The 11794-nt window shown below is 68.9% G+C and carries 12 protein-coding genes; 8 read left to right on the top strand and 4 right to left on the bottom strand.

The window, feature by feature from the left end:
- Positions 1 to 5: 5 nt before the first annotated feature.
- Genes NU688_RS06340 through fabG form a run of 8 tightly spaced genes read left to right on the top strand, consistent with a single transcriptional unit; the run spans position 6 to position 8544 of the window.
- Positions 6 to 1718 carry an AMP-binding protein gene (locus NU688_RS06340; RefSeq protein ID WP_257859674.1) on the top strand — a complete coding sequence of 571 codons (1713 nt, stop codon included), beginning with the start codon at positions 6 to 8 and terminating at the stop codon, positions 1716 to 1718.
- On the top strand, positions 1715 to 2713 hold the full coding sequence (locus NU688_RS06345) for an acyl-CoA synthetase (RefSeq protein WP_257859675.1): 999 nt from the start codon (positions 1715 to 1717) through the stop codon (positions 2711 to 2713). The genes NU688_RS06340 and NU688_RS06345 overlap by 4 nt, the downstream gene beginning before the upstream one ends.
- Complete coding sequence (locus NU688_RS06350; protein WP_257859677.1) at positions 2685 to 3338, top strand: outer membrane lipoprotein carrier protein LolA; 654 nt, start codon at positions 2685 to 2687, stop codon at positions 3336 to 3338. Before NU688_RS06345 ends, NU688_RS06350 begins: the two co-directional genes overlap by 29 nt.
- Positions 3335 to 5743 carry an MMPL family transporter gene (locus tag NU688_RS06355; protein WP_257859678.1) on the top strand — a complete coding sequence of 803 codons (2409 nt, stop codon included), beginning with the start codon at positions 3335 to 3337 and terminating at the stop codon, positions 5741 to 5743. The genes NU688_RS06350 and NU688_RS06355 overlap by 4 nt, the downstream gene beginning before the upstream one ends.
- Positions 5743 to 6582 carry a polysaccharide deacetylase family protein gene (locus NU688_RS06360; protein ID WP_257859680.1) on the top strand — a complete coding sequence of 280 codons (840 nt, stop codon included), beginning with the start codon at positions 5743 to 5745 and terminating at the stop codon, positions 6580 to 6582. The genes NU688_RS06355 and NU688_RS06360 overlap by 1 nt, the downstream gene beginning before the upstream one ends.
- Positions 6579 to 7346 (top strand): class I SAM-dependent methyltransferase, encoded by a 768-nt coding sequence (locus NU688_RS06365; protein WP_257859682.1) that lies wholly within the window; start codon positions 6579 to 6581, stop codon positions 7344 to 7346. Before NU688_RS06360 ends, NU688_RS06365 begins: the two co-directional genes overlap by 4 nt.
- Positions 7343 to 7798 (top strand): hydroxymyristoyl-ACP dehydratase, encoded by a 456-nt coding sequence (locus NU688_RS06370; protein ID WP_257859683.1) that lies wholly within the window; start codon positions 7343 to 7345, stop codon positions 7796 to 7798. The genes NU688_RS06365 and NU688_RS06370 overlap by 4 nt, the downstream gene beginning before the upstream one ends.
- A 14-nt stretch (positions 7799 to 7812) precedes the next feature.
- Positions 7813 to 8544 (top strand): 3-oxoacyl-ACP reductase FabG, encoded by a 732-nt coding sequence (fabG, locus tag NU688_RS06375; RefSeq protein WP_257859684.1) that lies wholly within the window; start codon positions 7813 to 7815, stop codon positions 8542 to 8544.
- Between the two features lie 15 nt (positions 8545 to 8559).
- Here fabG and NU688_RS06380 read toward each other — a convergent pair whose 3' ends face one another.
- From NU688_RS06380 to NU688_RS06395, 4 genes are all read right to left on the bottom strand, one after another.
- Complete coding sequence (locus NU688_RS06380) at positions 8560 to 9252, bottom strand: mobilization protein (RefSeq protein ID WP_257859685.1); 693 nt, start codon at positions 9250 to 9252, stop codon at positions 8560 to 8562.
- Between the two features lie 73 nt (positions 9253 to 9325).
- Entirely contained in the window at positions 9326 to 10618 is a 1293-nt protein-coding gene (locus NU688_RS06385; RefSeq protein ID WP_257859687.1) for a type II toxin-antitoxin system HipA family toxin, read from the bottom strand.
- Positions 10615 to 10941 carry a transcriptional regulator gene (locus tag NU688_RS06390; RefSeq protein ID WP_257859688.1) on the bottom strand — a complete coding sequence of 109 codons (327 nt, stop codon included), beginning with the start codon at positions 10939 to 10941 and terminating at the stop codon, positions 10615 to 10617. Before NU688_RS06390 ends, NU688_RS06385 begins: the two co-directional genes overlap by 4 nt.
- Positions 10942 to 11009: 68 nt before the next feature.
- Complete coding sequence (locus NU688_RS06395; protein WP_257859689.1) at positions 11010 to 11768, bottom strand: hypothetical protein; 759 nt, start codon at positions 11766 to 11768, stop codon at positions 11010 to 11012.
- Between the last annotated feature and the right edge of the window lie 26 nt (positions 11769 to 11794).

The raw sequence follows: 11794 nt of genomic DNA on the forward strand, positions 1-11794 counted from the left end.
CCCGCGTGACGACAGACTCCCACTTCCTGCCCCTGCTCGCGGACCGCGACCCCGACGCCCCCCTGGCCTGGCGCGCCGGCGTGCCCGTGAGCACCCGCCAGTTCCTGGCCGATGTGGCCCGCTTCGCGCCGGTGCTGCCGGCCGAAGGCCCCGCGGTCAACCTGTGCGTCGACCGCTATGCCTTTGCCGTGAGCCTTGGCGCCGCGCTTATGCGCGGCCATGCGAGCTTGCTGCCGCCCGATGCGCGGCCCGACACGCTGGCGCGGCTGGTCGAAAGCCATGGCACCCGGCTTTTCGCGCTCACCGACGACACGAAGCTTCAGACGCCGGGCATGCAGCGCGTGCTGATCGAAGACCGCTCCAGCCTCGAAGGGAATGCGAGCGCCACCGTGCCCGCATTCGACGGCGCGATGCACGCCGCCAGCCTGCTCACCTCGGGCTCCACCGGCGCGCCGCAGCCGCATGCCAAGACCTGGCGCACGCTGGTGGGCGATGTGGCTGTCGCGGTCGAGCGGCTCTGCCGCGTGCTCGAGCGCCCCACGCTCGAAGGCCTGACGCTGGTCGCGACCGTGCCGGTGCAGCACAGCTACGGGCTCGAATCGTCGGTGCTGCTGGCGATGCTGGGCGGCGCCGCTTTCGAAAGCGGACGGCCTTTCTTTCCGGCCGACGTGGCACAGACGCTGGCCTCGGTGCCGCGCCCGCGCGCGCTGGTGACCACGCCGTTCCATTTGAAGACGCTGCTGCTGTCGGGCATCGCGCTGCCGCCGGTGGATCTGATCCTCTCGGCCACCGCGCCGTTGTCGCCGCAGCTCGCGCTCCAGGCCGAGCAGGCCATGGGTGCGGTGCTGCTCGAAATCTACGGCAGCACCGAATCGGGCCAGGTCGCCACGCGCCGCACGACCGACAGCGAGATCTGGGAAAACTTCGGCCAGATCCGCGTGCATGCAGAGCCTGGCGAGGCCGATGGGCCCGAGCGCTTCATCTTCGAGGGCGACTTCCTGCCCGAGCCCACGCCCATGGCCGACGTGCTCGAACTGCTCGACGACCGGCGCTTTCGCCTGTTCGGCCGCGCGAACGACCTGATTCACGTGGCCGGCCGGCGCAGTTCGCTGGCGCACCTGAACTACCACCTGAACAGCATTCCCGGCGTTGACGACGGCGCGTTCTGGCTGCCCGACGAGGTGGCCGACGGCGTGGTGCGGCCGGTGGCCTTCGTGGTCGCGCCGACGTTGACTTCGGGCGCGATCATTGCCGCGCTGCGGCAGCGCCTCGAGGCGGTGTTCGTGCCGCGGCGCGTGGTGCAGGTGAAGTCTTTTCCGCGTGAAGGCACCGGCAAGCTCACGGTGCGGGCGCTGCGCGAGTTCGCGCTGGCGCAGCTCGCTGAAGACGACACGCCGGTGAAGATCGCCCACACCGTGCCCGTCGACCATCCTTCCTTCGCTGGCCATTTCCCCGGCCAGCCGCTGTTGCCCGGTGCGCTGGTGCTGGCCGAGGTGATGGAAGCCATCCAGCGCGTGCCGGCGCTGGTCGCGCGTCTTGGAGTGAGCCCGACGCTCGCGGCGGCCAAGTTCCTCGCGCCCGTGCGGCCCGGGAGCGCGCTCTCCATCGAACTGCATCCGGAAGCCGGTGCGGGCCGCGGCGTACGTTTCGACGTGCGTTGCGACGGCGTGGTGGCTGTCAGCGGCCGCTGGACGGCTGTGCAAGAGTCGGCCCGATGAAGCACACAGCCGTCGAAACGCGCGCCGTCAACGAGGCCGCGCAGTCTGCGCAACAAAAGAGCGGCTGGACCCGGGCGCCCGAGCGCAGCAACATGCTGGCGCTGCGCTTCATCTGCCTGATGGCCCTGGTGTGCGGGCGCCACGTCACGCGGCTGCTGCTGCCGCCGATCAGTCTTTACTTCCTGTTGTTCGCGCCGGCGCCGCGCCGGCAGATCAAGCGCTACCTGTTCAGGGCCATCGGCCCGCATGCGGGCTGGGTCGATGGCTATCGGCTGCTGCACGCGTTCTCCTCGACGGTGCTCGACCGGGTGTACTTCCTGCGCGGGCGCATGGATCTCTTCAAGCTGACGATCGAAGGCAATGTCCCGCTCGAAACCGAGGCGGCCGAAGGGCGGGGCGCTTTCCTGCTCGGCGCGCACGTGGGCAGCTTCGAGGTCATGGGCGCTTGCAAGAATCAAAGGCACCAGAAGGGTCTGCGCCTGGCGATGCTGATGTACCCGGACAACGCGCAGCGCATCACCTCCATCCTCAACAACATCGCGGTGCCCGAGATGCGGCCCCACGTGATCGCGCTCGGCCGGCCGAATTCGATGCTCGCGCTGCGCGACTGGCTCGACGACGGTGGCCTGGGCGGCATGCTGGCCGACCGCACCCTGCCGGGCAGCGAAGACCAACCCTCGCACCACCGCGGCAACAACATCGTGCTGCCGTTTCTCGGTCAACCTGCCACCTTCAACGACGGGCCGTTCCGGCTCGCGGCCCTGCTGCGCCGCAAGGTGTTCTTCATGGCCGGTCTTTATGGCGGCGGCGCTCGCTACGATGTTCGGTTCGATCCGCTGGCCGACTTCGCCGAGCCGGCGGTCGACGCCGCGGACCGCGAGCGGCGCATCCGTGCCGCGGTCGAGGCCTACGTCGCACGCCTGGAGGCGCTGTGCCGCGCTTATCCGTACAACTGGTTCAACTTTCATGATTTCTGGCTCGAAGATGCGGCTTGACCGGCTTTGCAGGGTGTTCCTGTTGGCATTGGCGTTCTGTGCCGCCCCGGCGTGGGCGTTCGACCTGCCTGAGTTGATGGGCCTGTTGGCCAAGCAGAAGAGCGGCGAGGCCCGCTTCACCGAACAGCGCTTCGTGCACGGCCTGGAAGGTCCGCTCGATGCGAGCGGCACGCTGAGCTTCGACGCACCCGACAAGCTCGTGCGCCGCACGCTGTCGCCGCGCATCGAGACCATGGCGGTCGACGGCAACACGCTCACGCTTTCGCGCGGCGGCCGCAACCGCACGCTGGCGCTGGACAGCATGCCCGAGCTGCTCGGCCTGGTCGAAGCCATGCGCGGCACGCTGAGCGGCGACGGCGCGACGCTGCAGCGCTACTTCAAGAGCGCGGTGACGGGTGCGCCGGCCAAGTGGACGCTCGACCTGACACCCATGGACAGCCGGCTCGCCGCGCAGGTGCGCAGCATCCGCATCACCGGCCGCGCCAGCGACGTGCTGGGGCTGGAGATGGAGTTCGTCGGCGGTGACCGCTCGGTGATGAACATCTCGCCGAACGCGCCGGCACCGGCCGCCGCGGCATCCACCAACGCGGCCCCGTCCGGCGCGGCCGGACGCACCACACCGTGACTCGCGTGACTGCCGCGACGGCGCCGCAGGCGGGCGGCCCGCCGAGCTGGCAGCGCAGGGCGGTCGTGCTGCTGGCGTGGCTGCTGGTGCTGCTGTGCGGCGCATTCGTCATCGCGCGCACGCAGATCGGCGCCGATCTCTCGGCGTTTCTGCCCAAGAGCCCCGACCTGCGCCAGCGCGTGCTGATCGAGCAGCTGCAAAGCGGCGTCGCCTCGCGCACGCTGATGCTGGGCATTGAAGGCGGCAGCGCCGAGCAACGCGCCACGGTGTCGCGTGCCACGGCGAAGGCCATGCGCGAGAGCCAGCTCTTCGACCTGATCCAGAACGGCGATGTCGGCGACTGGAGCGAAGCCGGCACCTGGGTGTTCCAGCACCGCTACCAGTTGTCGCCCGGCGTCACGCCCGGGCAGTTCACGGCCGAGGGCCTGCGCGACGCGATCAACGAGACGCTGTCGATGCTCGGCACGCCGGCCGGCAATGTGATCAAGCCCTTCCTCGACCGCGATCCGACCGGCGAGACGCAGCGCATCGCCATGGAACTGGTGCCGGCGAGCGCGCCGCGCAGCGAAGACGGCGTGTGGATGTCGCGCACCGCGCCGCGCGCGCTGATGATCGCCACCACGCGCGCCGCCGGCAGCGACCTTGACGCGCAAGCGGTGGCCATCGCGAAGGTGCATGCCGCCTTCGAGGCCGCCACGCGCGAGATGGGCGAGGCCAAGCCCAAGCTGCTGCTGAGCGGCCCGCCGGTGTTCTCGGTGATGAGCCGCGACAAGATCAAGACCGAAGCCATCCACCTCGCGATCGTCGGCGGCATCGTGATGGGCGCACTGCTGCTGCTGGCCTTCGCCTCGCCGCGCGCGCTGCTCATCGCTTTCCTGCCGGTGGCGACGGGCGTGGTGATCGGCACCGCGAGCGTGAGCCTGGTGTTCGGCTCGGTGCACGGCCTCACGCTGGGTTTCGGCAGCACGCTGATCGGTGAGACGGTGGACTACGCCATCTATTACCTGATCCAGGCGCGCGGGGCCGCCGTGGCAGGCACCGGCTGGCAGCGCTGGCGCGACCTCAACTGGCCCACCGTGCGGCTCGGGCTGCTCACCTCGGTGTGCGGTTTCGCGGCGCTGGTGTTCTCGGGCTTCCCGGGGCTTGCGCAGTTGGGCGTGTTCTCCATTGCCGGCTTGGTGGCTGCCGCGCTGGCCACGCGCTATGTGCTGCCCATGCTCGCACCCGATGGGGCGACTGGCATGGGCATGCGCAAGTACATGGCGCAGGTCGCCGGCATGCTGGTGCGCGGCCTGCCGCGCCTGCGCTGGCCGCTGGCCGCGCTCGGTGTGGCTGCGCTCGGGCTGGTGCTGTGGCAGGGCGGGCACCTCTGGCGCGCCGATTTGGGCGCGATGAGTCCGGTGCCCAAGTCGGCCCAGCAGCTCGACGAGATGCTGCGCAACGACATCGGTGCAAGCGATGGCGGCGTGCTGGTGGTGGCCTACGGCGACGACGATCAGGCGGCGCTGCAGAACACCGAAGCGGCCGCCGCGAAGCTCGATGCGCTGGTCGACACGGGCGAACTCGTCGGCTACGAGGCCGTCACGCGCGTGCTGCCCAGCGCGGCGGCGCAGCGTGCACGCATCGCGAGCCTGCCCGACGCGGCCACGCTGCAAGCCAGCCTCGCCGAAGCGACGAAGGGCCTGCCGCTGCCGGCTTCGCGGCTCGGGCCGTTCCTGGCCGACGTGGAGGCGGCGCGCAAGCAATCGCCCGTGCAGCGCGCCGACCTGGCCGGCGGGCCGCTGGGCTCCGTGCTGAACACGCTGATGTACCAGCGCCCGGGCGGCGGATGGGCGACGCTGCTCGTGCTGCACCCCGGCCCGAAATTCGACCAGGGCCGGCTCGAAGCCGCGCTCGCGGGCACGACCGACGTGCAGGTGGTCGATGTCGGCCGCGAACTCGCGAGCCTGTACCAGCGCTATCTGCACGAGGCCTTCGTGCAGGTGCTGCTTGGCGCGCTGGCGGTGGTGGTGCTGCTCGGCATCTATTTGCGGTCGTGGCGCCGGTTGCTGGCCGTGTGCCAGCCGCTGGTGTTTGCGGTGATGCTCACGTTGGGCGGCATGGCGCTCGCGCAGGCCGCGCTCGGCATCCTGCACCTGGTGGGGCTGCTGCTGATCGTGGCGGTGGGCTCGAACTACGCGCTGTTCTTCGATCAGCTGCGTACGACCGGGCGGGCGGATGAAGACACGCTGGCTTCGCTGATGCTGGCGAATCTGACGACGGTGGTGTCATTCGGCTTGATTGCGATATCGGATATCCCGGCGTTGTCGTCAATCGGTCGCGTGGTCGCGCCGGGGGCGTTGCTGGCGCTGTTGCTGTCGGCGGCATTCGCCCGGCATGTGGCGCCGTCCGAACGGCGCACCTGATGGGAAAATCCGCTGCCATGTCCTCCGCAACCGCCACCCCCGAATCCTGGCCCTGGCCGCCGGCCATGCGCGCCAGCGCGGCCTGGCATGTGGCGGCCATCGGCGCGGGCGTGCTGGTGCCGGGCGCCTGGCCCTGGGCCATTGGCGCGATCGTGCTCAACCACGCGCTGATCACCGGCGCCGGTCTCACGCCGCGCAGCAACCTGCTGGGGCCCAACCTCACGCGGCTGCCCGAAGCGGCGGCAGGGCGCCGCGAAGTGGCGATCACCATCGACGACGGACCGGAGCCCGAGGTCACGCCCCGTGTGCTCGACCTGCTGGACGCGCACGGCCAGCGCGCCACCTTCTTCTGCATCGCCGAACGCGTGCTGGCACATCCGGAACTGGCGCGCGAGATCGTGGCGCGCGGCCACAGCATCCAGAACCACACGGCACGGCACCGGCACAACTTCTCGTTCCTCGGGCCGCGCGGCTTTGCGAGCGAGATCGCGCGCGCGCAGGACATCCTGACCGAGGTCACCGGCCAGCGCCCGACCTGTTTCCGCGCGCCCGCCGGGCTGCGGAACCCCTTTCTCGAACCGGTGCTGCACCGCCTGGGCCTCTCGCTCGTGAGCTGGACGCGGCGCGGTTTCGACACGCGCGAAGGCGACCCCGCCAAGGTGATGGCGCGTCTCGCCCGCAACCTGCAGGCCCGCGACATCCTGTTGCTGCACGACGGCAACGCCGCGCGCACCGCCGAAGGAAAACCCGTTTTGCTGGAGGTATTGCCCTTGTTGCTCGAACGCCTGCGCGCCGATGGATTGCGCGCCGTGACCCTGCCCGAAGGAATGAAGGAATGAGCGCCGTGATGTCGTCGCAATCGACGGACAACGCGTGGCGCGAGCTGCATGAAGCCGCGACCGTTCCCTACAAGAAGGGCGGCACCTTCGCCTGGCAGTTCGCACGCGGCAAGCTCGGGCGCGATCCGGTGTTCCGTGGCCTGCTCGAACGCGGGCTGATCGACGCGCAGCATCGGCGCGTGGTCGATATCGGCTGCGGGCAAGGCCTCTTCGTGAGCCTGCTGGCCTCGATGAGCGCGATGCAGCAGCAGGGCCGCTGGCCCGCTTCATGGGCCGCCACGCCGGCCGCCGCGGACTACACCGGCATCGAGCTGATGCCCAAGGACGTGGCGCGCGCCGAGGCGTCGGTCGGCCACCTGCAGCCGACGCCGCGCCTGGTGTGCGCCGACATGTGTTCAGCCGCCTTGCCCGACTGCGACCTGGTCGTGATCCTCGACGTGCTGCATTACGTGGACCTCGCGGCGCAAGAGGGCGTGTTGACGCGCGTGCGCGATGCGCTGCAGCGCGGCGGCAGTCCGAAAGCCCGCTTGCTGCTGCGCGTGGGCGATGCATCGAGTCGGCGCGGTTTCGCGATCAGCCAATGGGTCGATCGCACGGTGACGCGCATCCGCGGCCACAAGGTCTCGCCGACCTGGGGCCGCCCGCTCGCCGAATGGACGGCGCTGCTGCAGCGCCTGGGTTTCCGCGTGCAGAGCATTCCGATGAGCGAAGGCACGCCGTTCGCCAACGTGCTGCTGGTGGCCGACCTGGAGGCTGCCGCTTGACGGCGCCGCAAACGCTGGACCGCGCGGGCATTGCCAAGCGCATCCCGCACAGCGGCAGCATGTGCCTGCTGGAGCGGCTCGACGGCTGGGATGCGGAAGCGATCCACTGCAGCACGACCACCCACAGGCTGGCGGACAACCCGCTGCGCACGGCCGGCGGATTGCTGGCCCCGAATGCCATCGAATACGCGGCGCAGGCGATGGCGCTGCATGGCGGTTTGCTGGCTGCTGAAGGCAGCACGCCCTCGGCCGGTTTTCTGGCGAGTGCGCGCAATGTGCGGCTGGCCGTCGCGCGGCTTGACGACGTCGAGGGCGAACTGCACGTGCAGGCCCGGCGCCTGTCGGGCGACGAGCGGCAGATCCTCTATGAATTCGCGGTGAACGCCGACGACGGCCGCACATTGGCCGAGGGCCGGGCCGTGGTGGTTCTGAACACGCCACTCGCAACATAAGAAAGCACCGCAACATGAGTCTCGAAGGAAAACGCGCGCTGATCACCGGCGCCAGCGGCGCACTCGGCGCGGCCATGGCCGAGCGGTTCGCGCGCGATGGCGCGACGGTGCTGCTGCACGCCAACTCGCGGCCTGAAGCGGTCGAGCAATTGGCAGCTTCGATCACGGCGGCGGGCGGCAAGGCGGAATGCCATGTGTTCGACCTGCGCAGCGATGAGGCCTCTGCCGCCGCGTGCGCGCGCATCCTGGAAGGCGGGGCGGTCCAGATCCTCGTCAACAACGCCGGGGTGCATGACGATGCGGTGCTGCCGGGCATGCGCGCGGATCAGTGGCACAAGGTGATCGACGTGTCGCTCAACGGCTTTTTCCGTGTGACGCAGCCGTTGCTGCTGCCGATGATGCGCACGCGCTGGGGGCGCATCCTGAACATCTCGTCGGTGTCCGCGATCACGGGCAACCGCGGGCAGGTCAACTACGCCGCGGCCAAGGGCGCGCTCAACAGCGCGACCAAGGCGCTGTCGCTCGAAGTGGCGTCGCGCGGTGTGACTGTCAATGCGATTGCGCCAGGGATCATCGCGTCGCCGATGGCGGATGCGGTGTTCGATCCGGCGGTCATCAACCAGATGGTGCCGGTGAAGCGGGCGGGGACGCCGCAGGAAGTGGCCGCGCTGGCGTCGTTCCTGGCGAGCGAAGAGGCGGCCTACATCACCGGGCAGGTGATCTCGATCAACGGCGGGATGATCTGAGGCCGCGGCCGGTCGTTACAGCGGCAGCGTATCGAACGCGGCGTAAGCCGTAGCCAGCCACGACTTCACGCGCTGGCGTTCCAGCAGGCCCAGGGCATGCGCGCCTTCGCGGTCGTTCACAGCCTTCCAGAAGCTCGTGTTCTGCGCATCGATCTTGCGCATGCTGGCCTCGTGCAGACGCGGCAGTGCAATGACCCGCGCCCCGTTCGCATTCGCCTTGGAGAGCGACTGCGATGCCAGCAGCATTCCGAAATCGCTGCCGCGCCCGTAGTTCTGCACCACGATGTAGTTCGGGCGGTTGCCGAAGGTGTCGATCAGCGAGCCGAGCAGGTCGGTGGAGTCCTTGCCGTCGTCGAGCACGTGCCAGAAATTGACCGTGACGCCGATCTCGGCGAAGACGTCGAACAGGTCCGATTCCTTGATCCAGCGCGACAGCGGCGCCAGCGTCTGGGCTGCCAAGTCGACGATCACGCTTTGCTTGGGATTGCTTTCGAAGCCGTTCACGACCGTGTCGAGTCCCTCGTAGCTGTCGACCACGACGGGCGAGGCGAAGCCTTCGTAGAAGCGGGTGAACGAGCTGTGCGAACGGTCGGTGTCGAAGCCGGTGAAAGGGCGGCTGCGGTCGATGAAGTACTGCGCCAGGACGCGCGCCGTGACCGACTTGCCGACACCGCCTTTTTCGCCGCCGATGAAATTGATGGAGCTCATGAGTTGCTGCTGCCTCGAATGGGTTGAGGGGTGAAGGGCGGAATCATTCTAGGGGGCGTGTTTTTCTGTTGGCCTATTTGCCGCGCTTGGTCATGCCTTGCAGCAAGGGGTGTGCCTGCAAGCGTTGCTGCAGCCGTTTCTTCCATGGCGCGGGAAGCGTCGATGTGTCGATCATCCCGGGCCAGAGGCTGCGCGCGAGCCGTGCTGCGTCGGCGACCACGCGCCGCACCAGCGGTTCGTGCAGGCCGGTCGAGAAACAGAAGGCGCGCACGTTGGCGGGTGTGAAGAGGGCGGTGCGCCTGGGCGCCGCGGTGTTCGTCGGCAGGAGCGGAAGCGCATGGCCGTCGACGCCCTGGATCGCCGCGTACGCAACGATGTCGTAGGCCGGCGCCAACTGCGGCGCGACGCCGTCGGCATACAGCACGCCGAAGTTCTTCAGGTGGGCATCGGGGTTGCCGAGCAGGTCGTTCACCGCGAGGCGCCGCACGAGCTCGAGTACCGCGTCCTCGCCCAGCGAGGGGAAGGCCTGCATCGCGAGCGCCATGTCGAGGTAGCTCGCGCTGTACTTGTGCATCGGGTCCACGGCGAGCACCTGCGCGAAATCTTCGAAGTGAATGCGGCGTGCGCCGTCGCGGTCGAAGCGTGTGACGGCCAGGAAGTCGGGTTCGTCGGGTAGTGCGTAGCTGTGCTCGGCCTTGATGGCCGAGAGCGGCGCGAGTTCAGCATCGCACACCTCGACGCCCGCGGCGCCCGCCATCCGCAGCGAGAGCATTTCGAGCTGCGGCATGTGCGGGCGCCCGGCCACGGGCAGCTTGGCGATCACGCGCGTGCTCGCGCCGGCCCGCGTGCGCGCCACGTAGCGCCCGCCCTGGCGACGCAGGCCAAGCTTGGGCTGCACGCCCGAGACCGAGATGCCCTGCGGCATCGGCAGCTCGACCACGGACATCTCGAGCGCGTCCTGGTCCTGGGTGATGAGGCGCTGCAGCGTGCCGCGGTCCACCGACACCGGCTTGGCGCTCACCGCGCCGGGCAAATCGCCGCCGCAGGCCGCGAGCAGCTCGAAGTGATCGTTCTCCCGGCAGCCGCGGAGTTGCGCGATGTGGCTGCGCAGCACGCCTTCGGGCAGCAGGTTCTGGAAGAAGCGGGGGAGCTGTCCGCCCTGGGCGTTGAAGAGAGGATTCTTCACGTCGCTCCAGAGGGCGGCCTGTGTGGCGGGGTCGCTCGCCACCATCGAGAGGGACAGCACCTCTGGTGGCGGCGCGGCGATCAGCTCGGGTTCCGCCACGAAACGACACAGGTCGGCGTACTGGAAGAGCTTGCCGAAGCGCCGCGTGCCGAGCGAGATCTCAAGGATCTTGACATTCATGGCGAGCGGCGCTTGTTGTTGGTGGTGGTGTACGGCGGCGGGGCCGGCGCCTGCGCGACCGCGTGGCCTACGCGGGTGGTGACGGGGCGGTAGCCGGGATCGGTGGCTGCGGTTTCGCCGAAGCCCTTGGGTGCCAGCTGCAGTTCCAGTCCGAGCGCATCGACCAGCGCGAGCAGCGACGACATCTGTGGGTTGCCCTGAAGGCTCAGGGCATTGCGCACCGAGCGCTCGGTGAGCCCCGAGCGCAGCGCAATCTCGGCGGTCGAGAGGCCCGAGGCATCGCGCCGCGCGACCAGGGTGGTGATGAGTTCCTGCTTGTTCACGGAAATATATTACCGTAAATGGCATTTTAGGAAATATATTTCCTCCAAATTCATGCGGTTCGGCAGGCCTATTTCGGCAGCATCGTGAAGAAGGGCATGACCACGCCCATCACCCAGTTCTGCCCGAAATCAAGCGCCGCGCGGCGGTATTTCTCGTCGGCCTGTGCGGCCAGCAGGTCGAGCCGGGCCACCACCTTCGACAGTTCGCGGTCGGCCACAAGGTTGCGGCCGCGCTCGCTGATCTCGGTGGCCAGCAGCAGCGGCTGGCCGTCGGGGGCGGTCTTGGAGGAGATCAGCCAGAGCGATATCTCGAAATTGCGCGCGGCCCGGTAGCTGTTCTCGGCATCGACGCCGTCGATCATGGTCTGCTCCCAGGTGCCGCCGTTGGCCTGCTTGAGCATCGAGGCCCAGCCAAACACCAGCGCCGCGACGCGATCACCCTGGTAGGGCTGCGGCGCCGTTTCGAAAGCCAGCCGGATGGCCTCGATGCCGGTAGCGCCGCGCAACTCGGGCAGGTCGGGGCCTTTCAGTACCGCGTCCCAGGCGCGTTGGCTGGCCTCGTCGATGCTCGCCGCCGACTTGCGCCATTCCCGCGGGTTGCGTTTGTAGAGCGTGGTCTGCACACGCCGAATCGACTGCAGGTTGTCGCGCAGGGAGAGATTCGCGATGCGGTTGGCGCCGGATTGCAGCCATTCCTGGTTGGCATAGGGCTCGGCGCGCTCGGTCGAACGGACCGACGAGCAACCCGCCAGGCCGAGCAAGGAGGCAGCGCCCGCCAGCAGGCAGGTGCGGCGTGCCGCAAGGGGTAAAACCGGAGAAACACTCATGCCCTGACGTTATCATCCAAGACTGG

The sequence above is a fragment of the Variovorax sp. ZS18.2.2 genome, assembly GCF_024701975.1.
GTDB lineage: Bacteria > Pseudomonadota > Gammaproteobacteria > Burkholderiales > Burkholderiaceae_C > Variovorax.

Bases quoted from the DNA above. Each gene is read 5' to 3' on its own strand.
- NU688_RS06345 (WP_257859675.1), top strand. From the start codon at position 1,715: ATGAAGCACACAGCCGTCGAAACGCGCGCCGTCAACGAGGCCGCGCAG.
- NU688_RS06350 (WP_257859677.1), top strand. From the start codon at position 2,685: ATGATTTCTGGCTCGAAGATGCGGCTTGACCGGCTTTGCAGGGTGTTC.
- NU688_RS06360 (WP_257859680.1), top strand. From the start codon at position 5,743: ATGGGAAAATCCGCTGCCATGTCCTCCGCAACCGCCACCCCCGAATCC.
- NU688_RS06365 (WP_257859682.1), top strand. From the start codon at position 6,579: ATGAGCGCCGTGATGTCGTCGCAATCGACGGACAACGCGTGGCGCGAG.
- fabG (WP_257859684.1), top strand. From the start codon at position 7,813: ATGAGTCTCGAAGGAAAACGCGCGCTGATCACCGGCGCCAGCGGCGCA.
- NU688_RS06380 (WP_257859685.1), bottom strand. From the start codon at position 9,252: ATGAGCTCCATCAATTTCATCGGCGGCGAAAAAGGCGGTGTCGGCAAG.
- NU688_RS06385 (WP_257859687.1), bottom strand. From the start codon at position 10,618: ATGAATGTCAAGATCCTTGAGATCTCGCTCGGCACGCGGCGCTTCGGC.
- NU688_RS06395 (WP_257859689.1), bottom strand. From the start codon at position 11,768: ATGAGTGTTTCTCCGGTTTTACCCCTTGCGGCACGCCGCACCTGCCTG.